The sequence below is a fragment of the Croceibacterium segetis genome, assembly GCF_011320115.1.
Classification (GTDB): Bacteria; Pseudomonadota; Alphaproteobacteria; order Sphingomonadales; family Sphingomonadaceae; genus Croceibacterium_B; species Croceibacterium_B segetis.
In genome coordinates, this window is the sequence record NZ_JAANOZ010000005.1 from 151830 (window position 1) to 175586 (window position 23757).

The 23757-nt window shown below is 64.4% G+C and carries 20 protein-coding genes and 2 pseudogenes; 11 read left to right on the forward strand and 11 right to left on the reverse strand.

Going from position 1 to position 23757, the window contains the following annotated elements; translation table 11 throughout:
* Window positions 1-2: 2 nt before the first annotated feature.
* A complete protein-coding gene (locus G7B69_RS07760; RefSeq protein WP_341479174.1) occupies window positions 3-1262 on the reverse strand; it encodes a nucleotide sugar dehydrogenase in 1260 nt (419 codons plus the stop codon).
* 582 nt (window positions 1263-1844) lie between these two features.
* Between G7B69_RS07760 and G7B69_RS07765 the strand changes: the two genes are divergently transcribed.
* Window positions 1845-2708, forward strand: a complete 864-nt coding sequence (locus tag G7B69_RS07765; protein WP_166177849.1) for an FkbM family methyltransferase — start codon at window positions 1845-1847, stop codon at window positions 2706-2708.
* Here the strand turns inward: G7B69_RS07765 and G7B69_RS07770 are convergent.
* Together G7B69_RS07770 and G7B69_RS16785 are read right to left on the reverse strand one after the other, a co-directional pair.
* Window positions 2705-3337 (reverse strand): annotated as a pseudogene (locus G7B69_RS07770) (SDR family oxidoreductase); the annotation flags it as partial. The gene G7B69_RS07765 and the pseudogene G7B69_RS07770 sit on opposite strands and share 4 nt — an antisense overlap.
* Window positions 3338-3593: 256 nt before the next feature.
* Window positions 3594-4131 (reverse strand): annotated as a pseudogene (locus tag G7B69_RS16785) (UDP binding domain-containing protein); the annotation flags it as partial.
* A gap of 68 nt (window positions 4132-4199) precedes the next feature.
* Between G7B69_RS16785 and G7B69_RS07780 the strand changes: the two are divergent.
* The gene (locus G7B69_RS07780; protein WP_166177851.1) at window positions 4200-5459 is read left to right on the forward strand and encodes a nucleotidyltransferase family protein; all 1260 of its coding nucleotides are present in this window, start codon (window positions 4200-4202) and stop codon (window positions 5457-5459) included.
* 541 nt (window positions 5460-6000) lie between these two features.
* Here G7B69_RS07780 and terL read toward each other — a convergent pair.
* The 6 genes from terL to G7B69_RS07810 form a co-directional block, all read right to left on the reverse strand.
* Window positions 6001-7386, reverse strand: a complete 1386-nt coding sequence (gene terL / locus G7B69_RS07785; RefSeq protein WP_166177853.1) for a phage terminase large subunit — start codon at window positions 7384-7386, stop codon at window positions 6001-6003.
* Window positions 7383-7910: a DUF5681 domain-containing protein gene (locus G7B69_RS07790; protein ID WP_166177855.1), complete on the reverse strand. Its 528-nt coding sequence runs from the start codon at window positions 7908-7910 to the stop codon at window positions 7383-7385. The genes terL and G7B69_RS07790 overlap by 4 nt, the downstream gene beginning before the upstream one ends.
* Window positions 7911-8032: 122 nt before the next feature.
* Window positions 8033-9400, reverse strand: coding sequence for a site-specific DNA-methyltransferase (locus tag G7B69_RS07795; protein WP_166177857.1), 1368 nt, complete (start codon window positions 9398-9400; stop codon window positions 8033-8035).
* A gap of 458 nt (window positions 9401-9858) precedes the next feature.
* A complete protein-coding gene (gene fabI, locus G7B69_RS07800) occupies window positions 9859-10662 on the reverse strand; it encodes an enoyl-ACP reductase FabI (protein WP_166177859.1) in 804 nt (267 codons plus the stop codon).
* Entirely contained in the window at window positions 10659-11699 is a 1041-nt protein-coding gene (locus tag G7B69_RS07805) for a YihY/virulence factor BrkB family protein (RefSeq protein WP_166177861.1), read from the reverse strand. The genes fabI and G7B69_RS07805 overlap by 4 nt, the downstream gene beginning before the upstream one ends.
* A gap of 62 nt (window positions 11700-11761) precedes the next feature.
* Window positions 11762-12697 (reverse strand): DnaJ C-terminal domain-containing protein, encoded by a 936-nt coding sequence (locus G7B69_RS07810; RefSeq protein ID WP_166177863.1) that lies wholly within the window; start codon window positions 12695-12697, stop codon window positions 11762-11764.
* Window positions 12698-12775: 78 nt separating this feature from the next.
* Between G7B69_RS07810 and pdxH the strand changes: the two genes are divergently transcribed.
* Genes pdxH through G7B69_RS07825 form a run of 3 tightly spaced genes read left to right on the forward strand, consistent with a single transcriptional unit; the run spans window position 12776 to window position 15110 of the window.
* Window positions 12776-13378, forward strand: coding sequence for a pyridoxamine 5'-phosphate oxidase (pdxH, locus tag G7B69_RS07815; RefSeq protein WP_166177865.1), 603 nt, complete (start codon window positions 12776-12778; stop codon window positions 13376-13378).
* Window positions 13375-14316: a cation diffusion facilitator family transporter gene (locus G7B69_RS07820; RefSeq protein ID WP_166177867.1), complete on the forward strand. Its 942-nt coding sequence runs from the start codon at window positions 13375-13377 to the stop codon at window positions 14314-14316. The genes pdxH and G7B69_RS07820 overlap by 4 nt, the downstream gene beginning before the upstream one ends.
* Entirely contained in the window at window positions 14313-15110 is a 798-nt protein-coding gene (locus tag G7B69_RS07825; protein ID WP_166177869.1) for a PhzF family phenazine biosynthesis protein, read from the forward strand. Before G7B69_RS07820 ends, G7B69_RS07825 begins: the two co-directional genes overlap by 4 nt.
* Here the strand turns inward: G7B69_RS07825 and G7B69_RS07830 are convergent.
* Entirely contained in the window at window positions 15095-16222 is a 1128-nt protein-coding gene (locus tag G7B69_RS07830; RefSeq protein WP_166177871.1) for a serine hydrolase domain-containing protein, read from the reverse strand. The two genes, G7B69_RS07825 and G7B69_RS07830, sit on opposite strands and share 16 nt — an antisense overlap.
* Window positions 16223-16253: 31 nt before the next feature.
* On the opposite strand from G7B69_RS07830, the gene G7B69_RS07835 reads away from it, so the two are divergent.
* On the forward strand, window positions 16254-16601 hold the full coding sequence (locus G7B69_RS07835; protein ID WP_166177873.1) for a hypothetical protein: 348 nt from the start codon (window positions 16254-16256) through the stop codon (window positions 16599-16601).
* On the opposite strand, the gene mnmA is transcribed toward G7B69_RS07835, so the two are convergent.
* Complete coding sequence (mnmA, locus tag G7B69_RS07840) at window positions 16556-17755, reverse strand: tRNA 2-thiouridine(34) synthase MnmA (protein ID WP_166177875.1); 1200 nt, start codon at window positions 17753-17755, stop codon at window positions 16556-16558. The genes G7B69_RS07835 and mnmA overlap by 46 nt on opposite strands.
* 126 nt (window positions 17756-17881) lie before the next feature.
* Here mnmA and G7B69_RS07845 point away from each other — a divergent pair, with 126 nt between their 5' ends.
* The 5 genes from G7B69_RS07845 to G7B69_RS07865 all read left to right on the forward strand — a co-directional run bounded on the left by G7B69_RS07845 (window position 17882) and on the right by G7B69_RS07865 (window position 23744).
* On the forward strand, window positions 17882-18199 hold the full coding sequence (locus G7B69_RS07845; protein WP_166177877.1) for a hypothetical protein: 318 nt from the start codon (window positions 17882-17884) through the stop codon (window positions 18197-18199).
* Complete coding sequence (gene sciP / locus G7B69_RS07850; RefSeq protein WP_166177879.1) at window positions 18199-18498, forward strand: CtrA inhibitor SciP; 300 nt, start codon at window positions 18199-18201, stop codon at window positions 18496-18498. The genes G7B69_RS07845 and sciP overlap by 1 nt, the downstream gene beginning before the upstream one ends.
* A gap of 138 nt (window positions 18499-18636) precedes the next feature.
* Window positions 18637-18903, forward strand: coding sequence for a GlsB/YeaQ/YmgE family stress response membrane protein (locus tag G7B69_RS07855; RefSeq protein ID WP_166178108.1), 267 nt, complete (start codon window positions 18637-18639; stop codon window positions 18901-18903).
* Window positions 18904-19133: 230 nt separating this feature from the next.
* A complete protein-coding gene (locus tag G7B69_RS07860) occupies window positions 19134-20330 on the forward strand; it encodes an efflux RND transporter periplasmic adaptor subunit (RefSeq protein WP_166177881.1) in 1197 nt (398 codons plus the stop codon).
* A gap of 15 nt (window positions 20331-20345) precedes the next feature.
* On the forward strand, window positions 20346-23744 hold the full coding sequence (locus G7B69_RS07865; RefSeq protein ID WP_166177883.1) for an efflux RND transporter permease subunit: 3399 nt from the start codon (window positions 20346-20348) through the stop codon (window positions 23742-23744).
* Window positions 23745-23757: the final 13 nt, after the last annotated feature.

The window sequence follows — 23757 nt, forward strand, 5'->3', positions numbered from 1 at the left end:
GCTCAGAGGTTCCAGCGCGTCGTCGACGCGCTCACTTCGGTATGCCGCCAAATGCCCTTCAGGTCCGCGAGCAAACCCCCATTTGCGAGTAGTCTGTCGAGCTCGGAGAGCCCCAGAGCCCGATATTCATCGTGGGCAACGGCCCCGAGTACCGCGTCATAACTTTGTTCCAGCGCATCCGCCGACAGGGCGATACCATATTCCGCCATGGTTTCGGTCGGGTCGGCCAAGGGATCGTGGACCGCAACGTCGTGGCCGCGCTCGCGCAGTGCGCGAACAATGTCGATGACTTTTGAATTGCGCACGTCGGGAACGTTTTCCTTGAAGGTGATGCCCAGCACCAGAATTCTCGACGGCTTGCCTCCCAGGCCGCCATCCATCTCTGCCGCGACCCAGCTTCCCATGCTGTCATTAGTCTCCCGTCCGGCAAGAATCACCTTTGGCTCGTGCCCGATCATTTGAGCAAGATGGCTCAGATAGTAGGGATCGACACCAATGCAGTGACCACCAACCAGCCCTGGTTCGAACTTGAGGAAGTTCCATTTCGTGCGCGCCGCCTCGAGAACGTCCCACACCGACAGCCCGAGCTTGTGAAAGATCCGGGCGACTTCGTTCATGAAGGCGATGTTGATGTCACGCTGCGCGTTTTCGATAACCTTGGCCGCTTCCGCCGTCTTGATGGAGACAGCGCGAAACACCCCTGCCGAGGTTACTCGCGAATAGACTCGCGCCAGCTCCTCGGTGACGGTTTCATTTTCACCGGCTACGACCTTTACGATACGGTCCACTGTATGCTCGCGGTCGCCCGGGTTGATGCGCTCGGGACTGTAGCCGAGGAAAAAATTTTCGCCCCGGCGAAGACCGCCTTCGGCTTCGATTATTGGCCCGCACACCTCTTCGGTCACCCCAGGGTAGACCGTGCTTTCGTAGACGACGATGGCAAGCTTTTCGGGATCGATCATCCCGGCGATAGTTCGGGACGCCGCCATCACGGGCCGCAGATCCGGCTTGTTGTCCGCATCTACCGGCGTCGGCACTGTGATGATGTAAATATTGGCCCCGTTGGCCGCGGCGACATCGGAGGTAAGTCGAAGAGACGATTGAAGAATCCTTTCGCTCGGCAGTTCGCAGGTCCGATCATGCCCGTTGGTGAGCTCTTCGATGCGGCTTGTGTCGATATCGAATCCGATGGTTGTGAAATGCTCTGCTAAAGCCACCGCCAGGGGCAGGCCGACGTAACCCAGCCCGACCACGACGATCACCGGGTTCTCTGCAAATCGCATTAATCCAGCTCCGATTGTAGATTGAAAACCTAGAGCGATATCGTCGCGGCAGCGGCTGCCACTGACATAGGATCTTGGGCGCCTGCTTTGCTCGCGGGTATGCTTTCGGGAGAGGCCGCTACCGCTTCTGAAGCATGCCGGCGGCCAATGGACAGTAGTTGCTGAGAGGAACGTCAATGCTCCAGCTAGCGCGACTCTGAGAATACGTACAAATCCGCGTATCGCTTCTGATTTCCGTGCGGGTCAGGCGAGCGGAAGGGGGCGGCGCCGAACCCGACCTGTTCGAGGCGACGTCTGATGCGAACGGAGGGCAGGGTTCTCCAAGCGGAAGCTGCAGGACCCTTTCCTCATTGCCGACGGTTCGTTGGTAGGTGCAAACTCGGTAATCTCCGGAAATCGCCTGCTCTACGATCCGCTGCGCGGCAGCCGGGCTCGCGACCGGCAAGGTGCCGGTCAGGACAGCGACGGCCGCTACTAAAACTCGAGTCCGAGGTGGAAGCCCAATCATCGCGATCGCCCTTAGGCCAAACAACAGTCGATCCGCAAGGAGTTGGAACAGGCGTGTATGTCAATCCGATCCACCAAATCCTTGAAGCGCATTCTTTTGCAGTCAGCAAGACGCTGCTATGGCCACGCCCTTTCGCCTTGGAAAGAACGATGGATACTGAATTGAAGCTGGTGTGCGCGGTGGGCCGCTCATTGCCGCCCCTGCCGCACGCAACCGCGCTCATAAATCGGGTGCTCAAGCCGATTTACCTGCGCAAGGCTCGTCCGACCGTCATTGCGAACGTCTGGGGCATGAAGATGCGCCTTGATCCGAAAGAGGCAGTCGACGGAGGGCTGCTGTTCTATCCGCAGTTATACAATCGAACCGAGATGCGCTGGCTGGAAGAACACGTGCGGCCCAATGACGTTTTTGCTGATGTGGGGGCCTATATCGGAGCCTTCAGCTTGCGCGCGGCATGCCTGACCAAACAGGTCATCGCGATTGAGGCCAATCCCGATGCGTTCGCGGTTCTCGAGGAGAACATTCGTTTGAATCGGCTATCGGTCAAAGCTTACAACATCGGAGTGTCCGATAAGCACGAAAAACTTAAACTATATATTCAGGACAGAAAGAACGCGGGCGGATCATCATTTGTCGTGCGGCATGCTGGGGCATTTAGGGAAGTCGACTGCAGGTCCCTCTCCGAAATCGCAGCCCATATCGATGTGATGAAAATCGACATCGAAGGCATGGAATACAAGGTTCTTGGACCGTATTTTCAGACATGCTGCCCCCGTATCATAGTTCTCGAAGCTTGGGGGGAAACAGACGCGCTGCGCCTCTGCCTGGACCACGGTTACCAGATCGAGGATCGCAGTGAGGAGAATGTGCTGCTCAAACGCACTGACCGCGCGGTTTCGTTCGCCGGGCCGTCCTAATGCGGTGCATCGTCCTGCTTCATGCTTATATTTGATCGCGGCATCCACGAAGTGCAGTCCCTCCTCACACCTGACGACAAAGCAGGCAGCCTCGCCGACGTCTCCGATGTTCACGTTGCGCCGCAGCGGCGAGTTCTGCTGGTTCTGCTTGAGGATGTAGCTGAAGTCACCGATCCCGCGCGCGGCCAGGGCACGGATCGGGCCGGCCGAGATCGCGTTCACGCGGATGTTTGCGGGCCGAAGGTCGTTGGCGAGATATTTCACGCTGGTTTCGGCGGGTTTAGCGACGCCCATCACGTTGTAATGCGGGATCACCTTTCGGCGCCGTAGTAGGCCAGCGTGAGGATCGACCCGCCGTTTGCCATCATCGCCCGCGCCCGCTGCGCCACCGCGACCAGCGGATAGGCCGAGACGTTCATCGTCAGTAGGAAGTTATCGAGCGTGGTGTCGCAGAACTTGCCGCGCAGCTGGCTCTTGTCGGAAAAGCCGATCGCGTGAGCCACGAAATGTATCCTATCCCAGCGCCGCTTGAGGGTGTCGAATGCGGCTATGTCAGACACGTCGCAATCGAAAGTGGAGTCAGAACCGAGCTCTTCAGCCAGCGGGATCACCCCCTTGGCGAGGGCCTCCGGGCGCTCGAGCGCGAGCATCACTTCGGCCTGCAGGATGCAGCGGCCCAACGATCTTGTTCGACGGCGCCCGTCGGAGCGGACACTTTTCAACCAACCCCCGTCTGCTCGGACGGGAGTCGCTTTTAATCAGGGTTTTACCTTGGAGCGTCTGAGAGGCTGATCCTTGCGCAACGAGTGGCTCAGCGCGTGCGCTGACTTGGTCTTGGAGGTGGTACTTTTGGTCGGTTCGTCCCACTAACCCCCTGACGATGATATGCCTGAAACCGTGCCGCTCGACCTCGTCCCGATAATAGAGGTTGCGCAAGTGAACCAGCAGCTTTTCGGCCAGGACTTCGCCCATGCGAGCAAAATCGAGGGCGCGGAAAGCATCCCATTCGGTCACGATAACGGTCGCGCTGGCACCTTCCAGCGCGTCGTAAGCGTTCGTGCAATAAGTCACGTCGTCGAGCAGCTTGACGGCCTGCCCCATGCCTTCGGGATCGTAGGCGCGCACGTTCATCCTCCGCGTCCTGCAGCGCGTGGACGATCGCCAGCGGCGGCGAATCCGGCATGTCGTCGGTGTTGGCCTTGAACGTCAGGCCCAGCACCCCCGCGGCCTTCCCATGGGTTTCGCCGCCGAGCGCCTGGACGACTTTCCGGCCCATCGCACGCTTGCGGTTGTCGTTGGTCAGCACGACCGCCTCGACGACCCTGAGCGGCGCTTGGTAATCGTGACCGGTCTTGAGCAGGGCCAGGGTATCCTTGGGGAAGCACGAGCCGCCGTAGCCCGGGCCGGCCTCGATCCAAAAAGATCGGGTTCAATTGAACCGCCTCGTGGCCATCGCCGCACAAGAGTTCATCGTTCGTTATCGGATAAAAGATGATTCATAAGCATTCCGCAACTCAGCTGCTGACTGAAGCGGAGTTCAAAAACCGCTCCTCCTTGGCCATTCGCCGAGGCCTCCCACTGTGGCTTTGGCATGACGTTGCCACCGAAGCTTGGCAAAGCGCGCTGGATTCGATCGAACGGATGATTCGGCAGATATTGGCTTCGGGACAAGCGCTCGGCCCCCTGAAAGGTGACGCAAACGCAATCGGGATTGCTGCCTACACTTCGGGTTTGGGCCCCCTGTTGGGATATTGGTGCTCACAGGGGCTGTTGAGTGCGTCCGAAACCACGAGCGACATTTTAGCGCGACACTTCCAGGAGAATTCTCTCCGGATGGAGACTCTCACGGCGCGGTGCATAGAGGTGCTCGCGCGCATGGATGAGAACGGCATAGACGTGACCGTGTTAAAGGGAATGCACACCGCATTCGAGTGTTTTCCGACTCCGGGTACCCGACCGATGTCGGATATCGATCTGCTTATCGCCCCTTCCGACAAGTTGGCCGCCCAGCGCGTCTTGAGGGGACTCGGGTACTCACCGGAACAGGAGACCAAGCTGCCGGATGAGCAACTCTGGCGACACAGTTCATCCGCGCTCACCCCAAAGAGTCTGGCATTTGTTCATCGCGATGATCCTTGGGGAATCGATTTACACACCTCGACAAATCGACGGTACGCGCAGGGCGCGCCCATCATCCCACTAGATGAACTGATCAGCCAAAGCACAACACACTGCTGGCGCCCTGGTTGCCACGCCTCTGCGATCGCTGCGGTCCCGACGGTACTTTTCTTGGCCTGTCACGCAGGCTGCCCCGTCGGAAACCTCCGGATGCTTAGGCTGGTCGAACTGGTCTTGTTCATCAGGAAGGCCCAACGATTGGAAGCCTTCGGCTGGGACGAATTCTTAGAGTTTGGCGAGCGGACTGCCACGCTGCCATATGCCTATGCTGCCCTGCATATCGCGTGCTCGCTGGCTCGCGACATCGTCCCGGAAGATGTCTTGCAACGATCGCGCCGAAATGTACCCCCGCTAGCGCTCAAGCTGATTGCTGACCTAACGCCTTCGACGGCGCACGCGATTACCCGATGCTCCGTCAAAGAGCGATTCATGTGGACGCCCACCCTAAGGGGCAAAATTCAGCAAATTGCGCACGACTGCGTGCCGACCGAGCTGCCTCGCGCCATGATCTTTCCAGCCATTAGACGCCGGATCTGGCGTCTGTTTCGTGGCACCTTCAGCTTAGGACTTTGAGACGTCGGTCGTGATTTGAAAGCGACGATTTGTGTGGCGCCTGGCGTGGCTTGAGCTTCGAAGGGCGTTGATGGGGTTTTCTGCCGAGATATCAGAAACTGGTTCCCGCGTCGTCATGGCTCCCGCCCGAATACTACCCGATGGCGCGCGCCACCTTCCACGTTTTCCCTGCCAAGCGCATGTCGGCGAGTGGAACGTGAGGTGCTGAGATTTACCAAGAAGCTCGTAAGACGTCGCGCGCCGCGAATATTCGATGCCCTCGCGTTGAGAGGAAAACAGAGCTTTCGCCATTGGATCTCCAGATCCTCAGTGTCCGCTCGATGCCTAAGGGTTCATTGCGCAATCGACTTAAAGGGCATTCGTCAGCCCCAAGGTTGTGGAAATTGTCTTGATGCCGGCAGGCTTGCCTTGAATGGGGCCTGAGAAGCCTAAGCCGATCAGCCTTCGCGAGCCATGGCTTCCGTCGTCACCAAGGCCTGGTATGGTGTCTCACCGCTTGGCGCGCTCGCCCATCGGGCATGTATTCGGTGAGCACCCAGCGTCAGGTGGCAAGCTGGTACTTCACGAACTGACTGAAACTGTCGACCCGATCGTCATACTTGCCTTGCGGAAACGCTCGCAACTCGTCGCGGAAGTCATGCAGCCACGGCGCCTCGCGCGGGAGCAGGAAATGCCCTGCCTCAACTTCACCGAGGCAGCCGTTGAACCGTTCTTCCTTGCTGACCTGCGACTTCACCATGATCGGCCACGGCTTTCCGGTCGAGCGAAGGTCTTGGTAGAGCGCGTATCCGCTCCCGGCTTCTTCCATGATTATCCTGTCTGCCCGGTAGCGCTTGTGGAGCTCGAGAACCGCGCGTTTCAGATCAGGAAAATCAAGACGCTTGCGGAAAACGTCCAGCAGATACCACTTGCGGCAGGTGCGCTCGAATCCCCACGTGGTGCAGGCCGAGTAGTCGCTGGTGGGCGCCGACGTCATGCCCGTATCCCAGCTCTGCACCACCTTGAGGAACTCGCGACGCCCGGGCGCTTCGTCATAGGTGCCCAACCAGTCGAGGCGGATCATGTTGCCCTCGGCGGTGACCGGCTTCTGCTGGTACTGGGCCGAGAACACCACGGGGCCGAGGTCCCGTCGGAGCTGGTCGAGCGTCGCGCGGTCTTCCCGCGCAGGATTAAGGAGATCGCCGACCTTGCGAACGTGCACCCGGCCGGTACCGATGGCCACCTCCTCTTCCTTCTCCGCGATCGCCGGCAGGTTGAGATGGCGGTAGCCCTTCTCGAGCATGTACGCCGGCAAGTCGTCTTCATGCAGGCGCTGCTGGATCGAGATGATGCGACCCGTGGCCTTGTCGTTGAGGCGGCTAAGAAGCGTGTTATCGTACCAGTTACGCACCTCTTGGCGCTGGGTCGGGCTGCGTGCCTCGTCGGCCTTCATGCAGTCGTCGACGATGATGATGTCGGCACCAAATCCCGTGATTGAACCCCCGACCGAGACCGCCTTGCGCTCGCCACCAGCGGTGGTTTCCAGTTCGAGCGCCCGGTTGCCGCGGTCACTGATCCGCGTTTTCGGAAAGTCCCTCTTGTACCAGTCGCACTCCATCAGCATCCGGGTCTGGTTCGAGTGGTAGCGGGCCAGGTCCTGGCTGTAGCTGGCGACCATGATCTTGGTCCTGGGATCATGACCGAGGGTCCATGCAACCCATGCAACCGAGGTCGTCACGGACTTCAGATGCCTCGGCGGCATCGTGACCACCAGCCGACGTTCAGCGCCGGCATGGACCTGTTCGAGCGCATGGCAGAGGGCCTTCAGGTACCAACCGAGCTCGAGCGGAGGATCACCTGAGTGGAGTGTTTCGAAGGCCTTCACCAGAAACAGGGGAAAGAATTGCCGCCGCGCCGTTGAGAGGAGGGCGGGATCATGACGGGTCATTGCCCGTCTCCCGTGCCGGTCAACTCTTCGCGCAGCGCCTGCAGGATCGCGAGGTCGGCAGCGGTGAGATCCTCTTCGGGCGCGTTGGCCGCACCTTCGAGTTCGTTCGTCTCAGGGACAGCGTTCTTCCAGAGCTTGATCAGCTCCAACTGCGCACGCGGATTGCCCTTCATCGCCTGTTCGAGGGTTTTCTGCAGGACGGCTTCGATCCGGCTGATCCGCTTCGTGCCCTCACCGGTGCGGACAGCGATCTTGCCGCCAAGCGTCTCGCGGACTAGCGTGTTTAGGCCCTTGGCCTTCCTGGGCCGACCCTTCGAGTTGCCAGACTGGCCTGGCCTGAACCGGGTGTGTTTGGGCGGCTTCTTGTAGCCGACCTCGTAATCTCGCTGGTCGAGACGTGCCGGCTCATCAGCTTGTTGATCAACCGGCTCTGCTGCTGGGGCCGAACGGGTACGGACGCGCACGCGGGGCGGGGGAGGGTTGTGGTTGGACGATGGGTCTGGGGTGATGGGAACGATAGGCATCAGAAGTCTCCTGGAATCTGGATGTGAGGGGGAGGTCCCGCACGCCGATCTGACATGCCGAAGCCCTGTCCTCAGAGGTCGGTGGCGAGGGGCTCGATCGAAGCAGGCGTCTTGCCGCTTCCTTACGCTGCGGAGCGCTCGTCGGCGATTTCAGCAAACGTCTGGCCGGTCCTCTCGAGCACGGTCTGTTCGCCGCTCATGGCTTCCCATCGGCGGATCGCCACGTCGACGTATCCGGGCGCGATCTCGATCCCGAACCCGCGCCGCTTCGTTCGCTCTGCGGCAAGGATGGTCGTGCCGGATCCCATGAAAGCATCGAGCACGATCTCGCCGGGCCGCGTCACGTCGCGGATGGCGTCGGCCACCAGCGCGACCGGCTTGACTGTCGGGTGATCGGTCAGGTCAGCCATGCGGCTCTTCCCGAAGGTGTTCACACCGGCATAGTCCCAGACGTTCGTGCGGTAGCGACCGTGCTTGCCCAGCTCGACGTTGTTGGTGTGTGGCGCTTTGCCCGTCTTGGCGATGAAGACCAGTTCGTGCTTCGAGCGGTAGAGCGAACCCATGCCTCCGTTGGTCCCGTTCCACACGCACAAGTTGAGCAGCGACAGGTCATTGACTTCGATCGCCGCCAAGAGCTCGCCCATGTGACGCCAGTCCATGCACAGATCGAGCATGGCGCCATCCTTGAGATGCGGCAGCATCCTCGCGGTGAAATCAGTGAGAAAGCGCGTGAACTCATCCTTGGTCATCTTGTCCGAGGCCACCGCGAACTCGGCGTGGCTCGCCTTGCCTACGCCGCAGACGCGGTCAGACACTTGGACGTCGTAGCGGGGGTTGGAGAAGGCCATTGCGGCAATCTCGCCCGCCATAAGCGCGACCCACGCCGCGGCATCGAGGCTGGAGCCACAAAGCAACCGATGGTGTCCTAACACCCATAGGTCGCCCGCCCGGCTGACCGGCTCGGCCGGAAGTTCGAGTTGCTCGTCTGCCGGGTCGACCGAATTCCCGTCACAGCCCGCACCGCCGATGATCGGATCGATCTCGCCGGTTTCCCAGCCCAAGATTTCGATGGGAGTCTCATCGATGTCGATGATGGCAGCGAATTCAATCGCCAGCGCACCGGCATCCCACTTCGACAGCCCGGCGAGCCTGTTGTCGGCGAGCCGGTAGGCGCGCACCTGGGCGGAGCTCCAGTGGTGCGCCACGATCACCGGCACTTCGACAAGGCCAGCGCGTTTGGCTGCGGCAATTCGAGCCTCGCCGGCAATGATCGTGCTATCCTCGTCAACCAGCACCGGCATCGCGAACCCGAACTCCCTGATCGAGGCGGCGAGCTTCGCGAGCTGTTCGTCGGGATGCTTGCGCGGATTGTTCTTGTAGTCGCTCAGGGAACTGATCGGTCGGTATTCGATCGGACCGAGGCGCTGGTCGAGCGCGGTGAGTTCATTGGGAAGTGCAAGTGTCTTCCGGGCAGTCTGGGAGTAAGTCATTCCTGATATCCTTCTTGCTTCGTCAGCAAGGAGGGCGGGGCAGAGTTATGCAGCACACAAGCAGACAACTACCATCCCGCCCGCAATTGCGTGGCGATTTGATAAAATTGCCCTGTCGCTGCTTGCTTTCGCGGGATTGCGCGGTGCACTCTGCCTTAGGACGATGCATATCTTTGGCACACGTGGGCCGTTCGTCAAGTGGGAGGCCGGTGAGAATTGTCTTCGGTGCTACCGAGGGTTAGATTGCTTTGAGCGGAAAAATCCCTGCCGGTTTCCTGAATCTTCCTTGTTCCAATGCTAGGGAATTCGTTCGCAGGAACGACGGAATCCGGTAGTTCTCAGGCTCGCTCGAGACCGCGATAGCGTGCGATTTGGCGATTTTTCCCTGTAACTTCCCGTGTATCAAGGAATTAGGCCGTGCTTCGATGGCAAGGCCGCGCGCCTGGTCGATTAGCCTCTCACACCAGCGCGATATCCGGCGCGTCTTCTTGCTTCATGCCGATGACGTTGTAGCCCCCGTCCACGAAGTGGACCTCGCCGGTAACCCCCGACGCAAGGTCCGAGAGCATGTACAGCCCCGCGCCGCCGACGTCCTCGATGGTGACGTTGCGGCGCAGCGGCGAGTTCAGCTGGTTCCACTTAAGGATGTAGTTGAAATCGCCGATCCCGCGCGCCGCCAGCGTCTGGATCGGACCGGCCGAGATCGCGTTGACGCGGATGTTCTCCGGCCCGAGGTCGTTGGCGAGGTAGCGCACGCTGGTCTCGAGCGCCGCCTTGGCCACGCCCATCACGTTGTAGTGCGGCACGACCTTCTCGGCGCCGTAGTAGGTAAGCGTGAGGATCGACCCGCCGTTTGGCATCATCGCGCGGGCCCGCTGCGCGACCGCGACCAGCGAGTAGGCCGAGACGTTCATCGTCAGCAGGAAGTTGTCGAGCGTAGTGTCGTAGAACTTGCCGCGCAGCTGGCTCTTGTCGGAAAACCCGATCGCGTGAACCACGAAATCGAGCGTGTTCCAGCGCTGTTTCAGGGTTTCGAACGCGGCGTCGAGGGAGGCCATGTCGGAGACGTCGCAATCGAAGGTGAAGTCCGAGCCGAGTTCCGCGGCGAGTGGGACCACGCGTTTGGCGAGCGCTTCGCCCTGGTAGGAGAAGGCCATTTCCGCGCCGTGCTCGCGCAGCTTCTGGGCGATGCCCCAGGCGAGCGACTTGTCGTTGGCGAGGCCCATGATCAACCCGCGCTTGCCGTCCATCAGCCCGGTCATTCGGTACCTTCCTCCCGTTGCTTCTCGTCAACTTGCGCCGCGCGGACGCGATTGTCGGCCTGGCCGATCAGGTCCTGCTCTTCTTCGGGCGTCTCGGCCAGCGCCGCGTTGAGTTCGGCGCCCATAACCATCCCCAGGCCGACGAGCCAGAAAAAGAATAACGCGATCATGATCCCGGCGAGCGAGCCGTAAGTGAGGTTGTAGCTGAACACGCTGCGCAGCAGCGGCGGCAGCGCCAGCGCGACGAGGATCCACCAGAGAGTGACCAGCAGCGCGCCGGGCCATTTGGGATAGCGCGGCCGGCGATAGGCGAACGGCGTCAGCGTATAGAACAGCAGGTAAAGCGAGCCGTACAGGCCGAACGCCGGCACCACGCGCGACAGCGCGAGCGAGCCGAGCAAGTCGCCGAGCTGCGGGAAGTAGGCATCGATTACTTCCTGCGCGGCGCCGATCACGACTTGCGCGATCAGGCTCAGCATCAGCATGACCACCGCGGCGATGATGATACCGGTGGAGAACAAGCGATACTTCCAGAACGCCGAGGTCGGCTCGGTGCCGTAGGCGCGGCGCAGAACGTCGCGGATCGTCTCGATCAGGCTGCCGACGGTCCACAGCCCGACCAGGCCGCCGATCCACAGCAGCCACCCGGTGCGCTGCTGGATCACCGTGCGCGCTACCGGGCCGATCACGTCGCCGACGACCGGCGGGAGCGCGTAGAGGATCGCGTTGATCGATGCCGCGCGTTGGCTCTGCTCGCCGATCACCGAGAAGATCGCCGCGCCGGTGATGAAGAACGGGAAGATCGCCAGCACCGCCATGTAGGCGAGGTTGCCGGCATGGATGAAGCCGTCGTTGTAGGTGCCGACGAGAACCCGCTTGACGACGCAGAACACGCGCGATCCGGGGCCGACGGTCTCGCGCATCTGTTCCTGGAAGCCCGCCCGGTGGAGCAGGGCGGCCTTGCGGCGTCCCTCGGGCGACAGGTCCTCGACCGGCGGGCCGTGCTTGTCGATGTCGGGAAGGCCGTGGAGCTCCATCGTTCCGGCTTATGGACAGCAGGGCGCGGGCTGTCGAGTTGGGGTGCGGAGCGCCCGCCGGGTCAAACGCCGAGCTTCGCGCGCACGTTCCGGGTATCGCGCCAGCCGTCGAGCTTGCCGGCGAGCTCGGTCACGTCTTCAGGCAGCTCGATCTCGAGGGCGACGAGCTGGTCGCCGCGGCCGCCGCCCTTGCGGGTGAAGCCCTTGCCCTTGAGGCGCAAGACTTTGCCCGAGCCCGAGCCCGGCGCGACCGTGAGCATCACCGCGCCGTCGACCGTCGGGACCTTGACCTTGGCGCCCTGGACCGCCTCGTCGAGCGTGATCGGCAGCTCGAGCCGCACGTCGTCGCCGTCCCGGCGGAAGAAAGGATGCGGCTCGATCATGATCGTCACCAGCGCGTCACCGTTGCCGGCCGGGCCGGGCTCGCCTTTGCCGGAGAGGCGCATCTGCGTGCCGTCCTCGACTCCGGCGGGCAGCTTGAGGTCGAGCGTCTTGCCGTCGCCGAGCGTGATCCGCTGCGGCTTGAGCCCGGCGGCGTCGGCGAACGGCACGCGCAGCCGGTACTGGACGTTGGCGCCCTTGCGCGGCGGCGGGCGACGGCCGCCGCCCATTCCGCCCGGCGCGCCGGTGCGGCCGCCGAACAATCCTTCGAAGATGTCGCCGATATCGAGCCCCTCGGCGCCGCTGAAGCCCTCGAAGTCCTGCGCCGAGAAACCGCGCGCGCCGCCGGCGCCCGGGCGAAACCCGCCGCCGCCCATGCCGAAGGGCATCGCCGGGTTGCCGTCGGCGTCGATCTCGCCGCGGTCGAACTTCGCCCGCTTGTCGGCGTCGGACAGCAGGTCATAGGCCTTGGTGACGTCGGAGAAGCGCTCCGCCGCTTTGGGGTTGTCGGTGTTGCGGTCGGGGTGCAGCTCCTTGGCGAGCTTGCGGTAGGCGGACTTGATGTCCTTCTCGCTCGCACCGCGCGCCACGCCCAAGGTTGCATAAGGATCGGCCATGGCGTGTTAGCTAAGTGTAACAGTGCGTCCGTGCAAGCAGCGCTTTCCTCGATCGTTCACCGAGTCTAGGGCTGCGGCATGCAGGCTGAACAAGACGCCATCCCGCACGACGACCCGCTGGCGCTGTTCGAGGCGTGGTTCGCCGAGGCGCGGGGGAGCGAGCCGAACGACGCCAATGCGATGGCGCTCGCTACCGCGACGGCGGACGGCCGCCCCTCGGTGAGAATGGTGCTGCTCAAGGGGCACGGGCCCGACGGCTTCGTGTTCTACACCAACGCGGAAAGCCGCAAGGGGCAGGAGATCGCCGAAAACCCGCACGCCGCGCTGCTGTTCCACTGGAAGAGCCTGCGCCGGCAGGTGCGGGTCGAGGGCTCGCTCAGCGAAGTGACCCCGGCAGAGGCCGACGCCTATTTCCACTCGCGCCCGCGGGTGTCCCAGCTCGGCTCCGCCGCCTCCGACCAGTCGCGCCCGCTCGATTCGCGGCAGACCTACCTCAACCGGGTCGAGCAGCTTGCCGTGGAATACGTCGACCAGGACATCCCGCGCCCGCCCCACTGGACCGGCTTCCGCCTTTCCCCCGCGACCATCGAGTTCTGGCTCGACCGTCCCAACCGCCTCCACGAACGCCGCCGCTTCGTCCGCGATGGCGAGCGCTGGAGCAGCGCGCTGCTTTACCCATGACCGACGACCCGCAGGCACGCGCCCGGCTCACCCGCAGCGCCGCGCTGGCCTCGATCACGATGGCGCTGCTGCTCCTCGGCATGAAGGTGTGGGCCGTGCTGCAGACCGATTCGACCGCCATGCTCGGCAGTCTCGCCGACACCGCGCTCGACCTCGTCGCCAGCGTGGCCACGCTGATCGGCGTGTGGATCGCCGCTCAGCCGGCCGACCGCGAGCATCGTTTCGGCCACGGCAAGGCCGAGGCGCTGGCGGCGATGTTCCAGGTGGTGCTCATTTCCCTTTCCGCGTTCGGCCTCGCTTTTCGAGCGATCGAGCAGCTGCTCGGTGGGCACCGTGTGGCAGGTGCGAGCGAAGGCATTCTCGTGTCGCTGATCGCAATCGCCGGAACATTCGTGCTGCTCTGGTGGCAGCGGCAAGTGATCCGCCGGACCGGAAGCCTCGCGATCAAGACCGACAACGTGCATTACAAGTCGGACCTGTTCCTCAACCTCGGTGTCATCGCTGCGCTCGCGCTCGACCACTACTTGGGCATTGGCGGCGCCGACCCGCTGTTTGGCCTTGCCATTGCCCTGTGGCTCGCCTGGGGCGGTTGGCGTGCTTCCAGTGAGGCGCTCGATCACCTGATGGACAAGGAATGGCCGGCCGAAAAGCGCGAGCAATTTCTAGCGGTGCTGGCCAAGCATCCCGAACTCAAGGGTGTCCACGACTTGCGCACCCGGACGAGCGGCGCGCACGATTTCGTCCAGTTTCACGCGATGGTGAAGGGCGACATGACCGTCGCCGAAGCGCACCGAGTTATGGACGAGCTCGAGGAACGCATCGAGGGTGAGTTTCCGGGAGTGGAGGTGCTGATTCACCCCGACCCCGAAGGGCTCTTAAACGAGACCGGCGCCGCTGCCGAAGAGCTGCTTCCCGGTTTGGTTGAGGAGCCAAGGTGAAGCTTCCTTACTGGCACGTCGACGCCTTCGCGGCGCGCGCCTTCGCCGGCAACCAGGCGGCTGTGATGCCGCTCGGTCACTGGCTGCAGGACGCGGTGCTGCAAGCGATCGCCGAGGAGAACATGTTCGCCGAAACCGCCTTCGTCGTGAAGGACGAAACCGGCGCCGCCGACTGGGAACTGCGCTGGTTTACCCCGGCCTGTGAGATACGCCTGTGCGGCCACGCCACGCTGGCCGCGGGTCATGTCCTGCTCGAGCGGGACGGCGGCGAGCGGGTGACCTTCCGCACACGCAAGGCCGGCAATCTCGAGGTCCGCCGGGCCGCCGGCGGTGGTTACGAGCTCGCCCTGCCGACGATCGCCACCGAACCCGGCGAGTGGCCCGAGGCGGTCGCACTGCTTGGCGCGAGACCGCAGGAAGTCTGGCGCAGCCGCGACCGCTACGGGATCTACCTGTTCGCCAGCGAAGCCGAGGTCCGCGCGCTGGCGCCCGACCTCAAGGGCCTCGCCGCGCTCGGCGACGACCAGTTCATCTGCACCGCGCCTGGCGACCGCACCGACGTCGTCAGCCGGGTGTTCGTCCCCGGCGGCGGGGTCGACGAGGACAGCGTGACCGGCTCGGCGCACGCCGCGCTGACCCCGTTCTGGGCGGCTCGGCTCGGCCGGACGAGCTTCTCCGCGCACCAGGCCTCGCGCCGCGGCGGCGACCTGACCTGCCGGCTCAAGGGCGACCAAGCGTGGCTCAACGGCCACTGCGCGACGGTGGTCGAGGGTAGCTTCTATCTCGAGGGATAGAGCGCGGCGATCTTCGCCAGCGAATCGATCAGCGCCGGCCGGTCCTTGCCGTCGGTCTTGCCGAGGCGGACGATGGTCAGCCCCTGCGAGGGCGAGACGATCACGTATTGCCCGAGATGACCGACCAGTGCGAAGGCGTCGTGCGGGCCCTGCTTGGCATAGAGTTCGTCACGTTTGCCGCCCGATGGCCGGTTGAGCCACGTCATCGCGCCGTAATCGGCCGAGCGCGGGCTCGGCGTGGTCATGAACTCGATCCACGCCCTCGGCACCAGCTGGGCGCCGTTCACCGACCCCTTGTGTCGCAGCATCTCGCCGAACTTGCCCCAGTCGCGCGCGGTGGCCCAGATCATGCTCCCGCCGATCATCGTCCCGGCGGCATCGTATTCGGGCGTGAACGAAGGCGCACCGAGCGGGCCGGACACGCGCGATTCAAAAAACTCGGCGACTGCTTGCCGCCGCGCATCGGGCTTGGCGCCGGTCGCGAGCACCCGCGCGGCGATGTCGGCCAGAATCACGCCCGTAGGCGTCGAATAAGTGAACACCTTGCCCGGCTCGTGCGTGAGCGGCTGCGCCTCGGCCCAAGCGGCCATGTCGTCGCGCCCGTCGCGGAACAGCATCCGCACTTCGCCCGATTCGTAGATCGGTTCGCTGTTCTCCTTGTGCCTGAGGCCCGAGCGCATTTGCAGCAGGTGGCGCAGGGTGATCTCGCCGCGCGGATCGCCGGGGCGCTGCCAGGCGGGGATCGGCGGCGGGTCGTCGAGCCGCAGCCGCCCTTCGGCGACCAGCGCGCCGATAATCACCCCGGTGACGGTCTTCGACATCGACCAGCCGAGGAACTTCGTGCGCGGACTGTAACCTTCGCCGTAACGCTCGGCCGCGACCACGCCGTCGTGGAGCACCAGCACCGCGCGGGTTTCGCCGATGCCGTCGCGGGTGAACAGCTCGTCAACCGCTCGGGCCAGCTTCTCGCGTGGGACGCCGGGGTTCTTTGCGACGGCCTCTAGCGCGGCCGGCGACAAGGCCGGCTGCGAAGGCGCGGGCTCGCCGCAACCCGCCAGCAAGAGGGCTGGCAGCAGGAGGGCGGCAAGGCTAGGAAAGGCGCGGCGCGGCATCGGCGCGCATCCATCCCCCAGGCAGGAACGCATGGCAACCGCAAAGACTGGAGGATCGCGCAGGCGGCCGACCTGGCTCAAGGTCGTGCTGGTCCTCGTGCTCGCGCTCGCCGCGCTCGGCTGGCTCTACCGCGCGCCGCTTTACGGCTTCGCCGAAACCGGCGCCGCCGTCGGCGCGCGCAACGCCTGCGCCTGCCGTTACGTCGCCGGACGCAGCCTGAAGGATTGCAAGAAGGATTTCGAGCCGCGAATGGAGGCGGTGTTCGTCAGCGACGATGAGGACGAGCGCAGCGTCACCGGCTACGTCCCGCTGATCGCCAGCGAGACCGCGCACTACCGCAAGGGCTTCGGCTGCGTGCTCGACCCGTGGGACGAATAGGGCTCGGTCGCTTCGATCCAGCCGCCGCCGATGACCCGGTCGCCTGAATAAAGCACGGCGGCCTGGCCCGGCGCGACGCCGAATTCGGGCTGGGTAAAGCGTATCGTCGCCGCCGCGCCGTCGCCAACGGGCCCTTCGAGCGCGACCGGCACCGGCTTGGCGAGCGAGCGCACCTTTGCCGTCAGCGGTCCGTCGGGCAGCGGGCCGATGCGGTTGGTCTCGATGAGGCGGGCGGCGCCGACGGCGAGCAGGCGCTTGGGCCCGACATGGACCTCGGCCGCCTCGGCATCGAGCGCGATCACGTAGAGCGGTTCGGGCTGCCCGCCGATCTCAAGCCCGCGGCGCTGGCCGACGGTGAAATGGATCACGCCCGCGTGCTCGCCGAGCGTTTCGCCGGTTTCGGCATGGACGATCCGCCCCGGACGCGCGCCTGCGGGACGCAGCGACTTGACGATGCGGGCATAGTCCCCGTCGGGCACGAAGCAGATGTCCTGGCTGTCGGGCTTGGCGGCCACCGCAAGGCCGAACTCGCCGGCGATCCGGCGGACCTCGTCCTTCGGCAAGTCGCCGAGCGGGAAGCGCAGGTAATCGAGTTGCACTTCGGTCGTCGCGTAGAGGAAGTACGACTGGTCGCGGGCCGGATCTCGCGCGCGCCACAACTCGGGCCCGGCGATGCCCATGACCCGGCGAACGTAGTGCCCGGTGGCGAGGCAGTCGGCGCCGAGCTCCTTGGCCATCCGCAGCAAGTCGGTGAACTTGGGACCCATGTTGCAGCGGATGCATGGAATCGGCGTGCGCCCGGCGAGGTAATCGTCGGCGAAGCGCTCGACCACCTCCTCGCGGAAGGCGCTCTCGTGGTCGAACACGTAATGCGCGAAACCGAGCCGGTCCGCGACCGTCCGGGCGTCGCGGATGTCGTCGCCGGCGCAGCACGCGCCCTTGCGCCCGGTGGCGGCGCCGTAATCGTAGAGCTGCAGCGTGATGCCGATCACCTCGGCCCCGCTCCTGGCCGCGAGCGCGGCGACCACGGAGCTGTCGACGCCGCCGGACATGGCGACGACGATCCGGCACTGGGCCGCCGCGCGCGGCAGGTCGAACAGCGCCGCGGGGTCCTCGATCAGGCCGAGGGGGCCGAAAAAAGCAGGGGCGGTCATCGCGCCGCGCCCATACACCGCCCGGTCGCTCACCGCAAAGACGGCGTCGCCGCGTTAACCCGGCCTAACGCAGAGTAAATCGCGGCTTTACCTGTTCTTGACGCTTGGCGGTCTAGACCCCGTCGCATGTTCGAAGGCAAGCTTCCTGGCGCCGCTGCCTCGCGGCCGCTCGACAAGGCTTCCGTGGGGCCGGGCCGTCTGCGCCCGGTGTCGTGGCAGGACCTCGTCGCGCGGTTCGACGCCGTGCGCGAGCTGAGGACCGAGCTCGGTATAGGGGAGACGGCCGGGGGGGCCAGCTTCGATCCGGATTCGGCCCGCCACATCGCCGAACTCGGCGACGGCAAACCGGACATTAACTTAGATGATTTAGCCAATGGCAAAGCTGCCGGCGGCATGGGTCGCCCCAACACGAACGGCGCCGCGAGCGACGACCCGAGGACCTAATGATCGAAAACCAGAAAATCCGTCCCGCGCAAGTGATCGGCCCCCTCGGGGAGCCGCTGACGATCGACGACTTACCTGCGCCCGAGACCAAGCGGTGGGTCGTGCGGCGCAAGGCGGAGGTCGTCGCGGCGGTCAACGGCGGCCTGCTGACGATCGACGAGGTGCTCGAGCGCTATAATCTGACGCTCGAGGAATTCGCCTCGTGGCAGCGCGCTGTCGACCGCTCGGGCATGCAGGGCCTGCGGGTCACCCGCATCCAGCATTACCGCGATCTCTACGAGCGCCAGCTCAAGTACTGAGGCTCCGGCTTAGGCAGATTCGTCCGCTCCCGTCCGGCCCAAGCTCAGCTCGGCCGGCGGAGGCGGGGAACGCATTGCACGCCCTGTGGTTTATCCGGGACAACGCGCGTGATGCGCGAAGAACAGGAGGACCGGAGTATGGGCTGGATTGTCGCAATTATCGTCGGCGGCGTCGCCGGCTGGCTGGCGAGCATGGTAATGGCTCGCGATGGCTCGATGGGTATCTTTTGGAACATCGTCGTCGGCATCATCGGCGCGATCATCGGCAACGCCGTCATCGCCCCGCTGATCGGCATCGGTGGAAGCATCCAGACGTTCAATCTCGGCGGTTTCATCATCGCCATCATCGGCGCCATCGTCCTGCTCGCGATCGTTAACCTCGTCCAGCGTGGACGCGTGCGCTAAAGCGAACATTCGAAACAACGACGGGCGGGCTCGCGGTATCGCGGGCCCGCTCTTTCATTTTACGACAATTTATTACTCGTCGGCTCCCAAGCGCTTTTGATAGAAGCGCGGATTGCATGGCCCGGGCGTGCGCTCTATGCGCCTTTCGGAAGCGCTGCCTTTGATATGCGGTGCGCGCTCAACTATGATATGGCCCCGCATCGCTGGGCCAGCGGGACTTACGACTTGCGATGAACTACGAGACGACAATGGCAGATCTGAGCGGCGCGCCTGGCACGCTGGTCGAAGAGATCGAGGTCGACGGCAGGCGCGCGCGGCGCCGGCGGATCATCGTGGTCGTCGTCGTCGCAGCGGTGCTGCTGGCGCTTGCCGCGTGGATGATGTCGCGCGGCGCGGACGGCGACACCGCCCTCGAGCCCTCGACGCAGAACGCCGCTCCCACGGTGACCGTGGTGGAGCCCGGGCGGACGACTGTGACCGGTCTGATCAACGCCACCGGCTCGCTCGCCGCGACCCATGAAGTCGCGGTCGGCGTGGTCGGCGAAGGCGGTCGGGTGATTTCGGTGCCGGTGCAGGTCGGCGACTGGGTTCGCCGCGGCCAGGTCCTCGCAGTGATCGACCGTTCGGTGCAGAACGAGCAGGCCGCGGGCTCGGCCGCGCAGATCGAGGTCGCCAAGGCCGACGCGTCGCTGGCACAGTCCAATCTCGACCGCGCGCTCAAGCTGGTCGACCGCGGGTTCATCTCGAAGGCCGACGTCGATCGCCTGACCTCGACCCGCGACGCTGCCGTCGCCCGGGTCAAGGTGGCCCAGGCTTCCTATCGCGAGTTGCTCGCCCGCAACGCGCGGCTCAACATCGTCGCCCCGGTGGGCGGCCTGATCCTGGACCGTAACGTCGAGGTCGGCCAGGTGCTCGGCGCCGGCGGCCAGAACCCGCCGTTCACGATGGCCCAGGACGGCCAGATGGAACTGCTCGCCAAAGTCGGCGAGGACGATCTGGGGTCGATTGCCGTCGGTTCGACGGCCCAGGTCACGCCCGTGGGATCCGACAGGGCTTTCACCGGGCAGATCTGGAAGAAGGAACCGACGATCGACCCGACCGATCGACAGGGTGTGGTCCGGGTCGCCTTGCCGTACGATCCGGCGATCCATCCTGGCGGGTTCGCCTCGGCGGTGATCGACGGCGGGACCGTGGTCGCCCCGCGGCTGCCTGAAAGCGCGATCATGTCGGACACCAAAGGCAGCTACGTCTACGTCGTCGGCAAGGACAACAAGATCGAACGCCGCGCCGTGAAGACCGGCACGGTCACCGACGAAGGCACGGCGATCGTCGCCGGCCTGTCGGGGACCGAGCACGTCGTCCTGCGCGCCGGCGGGTTCCTCAATCCGGGCGACAAGGTGCGGCCAGTCCTGCCGACCAAGCGGTAGGACGCCGGTCCAAGCATGAACTTTCGCAACATATCCGCGTGGTCGATCCGCAACCCGATCGTCCCCATCGTCTTCTTCATTGGCCTGACGCTCGCCGGACTGGTGTCGTTCAGCCGCATGGACGTCAACAACTCGCCGGACATCGATTTTCCCGCGGTCAACGTCTCCATCAGTCAGCCCGGCGCCGCGCCGACCGAAATCGAGACGCAGATTACCCAGAAGGTCGAAGCGGCGGTCCGTTCGGTCAACGGGGTCGACGAAATCCAGTCGACCGCCAGCGAAGGCAACAGCAACACCACCGTCACTTTCGTCATCGGCACCGATTCCAATAACGCGGTCAACGAAGTCAAAAACGCGCTCGACCAGGTGCGCGGCGACTTGCCTGACGGGATCCTCGAGCCGCGGGTGACCAAGATCGAAGCCGGCGGCAACGGCCCGATCGGCTATTTCGCGGTTAGCGCCGACGACATGACGATGGAACAGCTGAGCTGGTTCATCGACGACACAATCTCGCGCCGGCTGCTGTCGATCGAAGGCATGGCCACCGTCAGCCGCGCGGGCGGCGTTGACCGCGAGATCCGCGTGGTGCTCGACCCGGCGAAGATGCAATCCCTCGGTGTGACGGCCAGCGCGGTCAACCAAGCCCTGCGCCAGGTGAACACCGACGCGGCCGGCGGTGCAGCGCAGATCGCCGGCTCGCGTCAGTCGGTGCGCGTGCTTGGCAATGCCGGCAACGCGCTGGAACTGTCCAACACGCGGATCAATCTGGGTGGCGGCCGCACGATCCGGCTCGACCAGGTCGGCAAGGTCTACGACGGCTTCTCCGAGCAGAAATCGATCGCCAAGATGAAGGGCCGCCAGGTCGTCACTTTCGGTATCGAACGGGCCAAGGGCGCCTCCGACGTCACCGTGTACGACGCCGCGATCAAGGAGCTGAAGTCGATAGAGGCGGAGAATCCCGGCATCGACATCACCCAGCTCTATACCAGCGTCGACTACACCAAGCAGCAATACGAAACCTCGATGGAGGCGATGATCGAAGGCGCGATCCTCGCGGTCATCGTGGTTTTCCTGTTCCTGCGCGACTGGCGCGCGACGATGATTTCGGCGCTGGCGATCCCCCTCTCGGCGATCCCGACCTTCTGGTTCATGGACCTGCTCGGGTTCACGCTCAACGAGCTCTCGCTGCTCGCCTTGAGCCTGGTCGCCGGTGTGCTGGTCGACGACGCGATCGTCGAGATCGAGAACATCGTGCGCCACATGCGCATGGGCAAGAGCGCCTACCAGGCGTCGATCGACGCCGCCGACGAGATCGGGCTGGCGGTGGTCGCGACCAGCCTGTCGATCGTCGCGGTGTTCCTCCCGGTCGGCCTGATGCCGGGCATTTCCGGACAGTTCTTCAAGAACTTCGGCCTGACGATCGTCGCCGCGGTGCTTACCAGCCTGGCCGTCGCGCGAATGATCACACCCATGGTCGCGGCCTATTTCCTCAAGGCCAAGGGGCACCAGTCGCACGGCGAGGGTCCGATGATGGATCGCTACATGTCGATCCTCAAGTGGACGCTCAACACCGAGAAGGTGGAGGCCTATCGCGCTCGCACCCAGCCGGTCGCTTCGGAGGGTTGGTACGGCCCGGTCGAGTTCGGATTCTTCGTCCTCTATGTCCTTTGCGGCTACCTGTTCGTTCGCATTGGCGGGCAGTTCCTTCCCGGCGGAGTTCTCATCAAGTTCGGCTTGTTACTCACCGGGCTCGTCGTCGTCCGCCTGCTGACCGGTCCGATCTCCAGTCTCTTCGGCCCGCGCTTTGCCGAATGGCACCAGTATTACCGGACGATCATCCGTTCGCGCTATCGCGACCATCGGGCGTGGATGTTCGTCGCCGGGGTGGTCGCGCTGACGATCACCGCCCTGCTGCTCACGAAGATGCCGCAGCAATTCCAGCCCATTACCGACAGCGACACCAGCCGCGTCAACATCGAGATGGTCCCCGGGACCACCATCGAGGCGACCGAGGCGGTGGCCGACCGCGCGACGGCGATCCTCGAAGCGCAGACCGACGAGGTCGACCGCGTCCTTGAGCGGATCAACGAGGGACAGGCGCGGCTGTTCGTCGTGCTCAAGGAAGACCGGCCGATGAAGAGCCCCGACTGGGAGCGCAAGGTCATGCCGCAACTGCAGAAGATCGCCGATGCGCGGGTCACCTTCGCCTCGCAGAACGGCGGCGGCACCGGACGCGACATCTCGGTGATGTTGACCGGCTCCGACCCGGTCGTGCTCAACCGCACCGCGCAGACCCTTGTCGAACAGATGGCCAGCGTGCCCGGTGCGGTCGCGCCGCGCATCGCCGCCGACATGCAGCGCCCTGAGCTGGTGATCGAACCGCGGCTGGACCTGGCGGCCCAGCTCGGCGTGACCACCAGCGCGCTCAGCCAGGCGATCCGCATCGCGACGCTGGGCGAGATCGACCAGAACGCCGCCAAGTTCTCGCTGTCCGACCGGCAGATCCCGATCCGCGTCGTGCTTGCCAAGTCCTCGCGCGAGAGTATCGCCACGATCGAGAACATGCCGGTCCCGACCGCGGCGGGCGGCTCGGTACCGCTGAAGCGAGTGGCGGCAATCCGCTTCGGCGCGGGCCCGACGCAGATCCAGCGCTTCAACCAGGCCCGGCGCATCTTCGTCGGTGCCGACCTTGCGCCGGGGGCCGTCAGCGGCCCGGTGATGAACGCGATCAAAGCGCTGCCGGTCATGAAGAACTTGCCCGCCGGGGTGTCCAACAAGCCGGTCGGCAACGAGAAGTGGCAGGGCGAGCTGATCCAGAACTTCATCATCGCGGTGATCGCCGGCATCCTGATGGTCTTCGCGGTGCTGGTGCTGCTCTACCGCCGGTTCGTCTCCCCGCTGGTCAACATGACCTCGTTGCTGCTGGCGCCGCTCGGCGGGCTGCTGGCGCTGGCGATCACCGGCTACGTCACGCAAGGCTCGCCCAACCCGATCTCGATCTCGGTGTACATCGGCTTGCTGATGCTGCTCGGCATCGTCGCCAAGAATTCGATCCTGCTGATCGACTTCGCGATCGAGGAAATGGCCGCCGGCGTGCCCAAGCGCCAGGCGATCATCGACGCCGGGCACAAGCGCGCGCAGCCGATCTTGATGACCACCGTGGCGATGACTGCGGGAATGGTGCCGACGGCGATCTCGCTTTCGGGCGACGCCGCGTGGCGCGCGCCGATGGGCACCACCGTGATTGGCGGCCTGCTGCTCTCGACGATGCTCACGCTGCTGATCGTCCCGGCGGGGTTCAGCCTCGCCGACGGCCTCGAAAAGCGCCTCGGCCCGTGGCTGCGCCACCGGGTGCTGACCTACCGGCCCGAGCACAAGCAGGAAGGCTCGGCGGAGGGCTACCCGGCCGAGTGACAAGGGGCTAGGT